Annotated in this window: 1 protein-coding gene; it reads left to right on the top strand. The window is 68.0% G+C overall.

The annotated features are described in order from the left end of the window. Window positions 1-563 (top strand): efflux RND transporter periplasmic adaptor subunit (locus P0D89_RS53900; protein WP_408379807.1); only part of this gene is annotated, 563 nt, incomplete at both ends.

Below are 563 nucleotides of genomic sequence, written 5' to 3'. Positions count from 1 at the left end.
ATCACCGCGCGCAGGGTCGATGTCGGCGCCCTGGTGACGGCGGGCGGCACGCCGGGCACGGCGGGCATGTCGGGCGAGCTGTTTCATCTGCAGCAGACGAGCGAGCTGCGCGTGTTCGTCGATGTGCCGCAAGACGATGCGCCCTACGTCACGCCGGCCACCGTCGTGTATCTGAGCGCACCGCAATATCCGGGCCGGCACATCGCCGCGAAGGTGGCGCGCAACACCGGCGCAATCGATCCGACGAGCCGCACGCTGCGCGTCGAGGTCGACGTCGACAACCAGGACGGCGCGCTGATGCCCGGCGCGTATGCCCAGGTGCATCTGCAATTGGAGGCGAGTACGCCGTCGCTCGATCTGCCGGTCGGCGCGCTGCTGTTCCGGCCAGACGGCGTGACGATCGCGGTGGTCGACAGCCAGGGCCGCGCCCAGTTGAAGACCGTGCATATCGGCCGCGATTTCGGCACGCACGTTGAAATCACGACGGGCCTCGCGGCCACCGACCGCGTGATCGACAACCCCGGCGATTCGCTGAGCAACGGCCAAATGGTTCAGATCACACC

The sequence above is a fragment of the Paraburkholderia sp. RL18-085-BIA-A genome (assembly GCF_046027075.1).
Classification (GTDB): domain Bacteria; phylum Pseudomonadota; class Gammaproteobacteria; order Burkholderiales; family Burkholderiaceae; genus Paraburkholderia.
The sequence above is the reverse complement of the archived record's forward strand: the minus strand, read 5'-3'. Positions and strand labels throughout refer to the sequence as shown.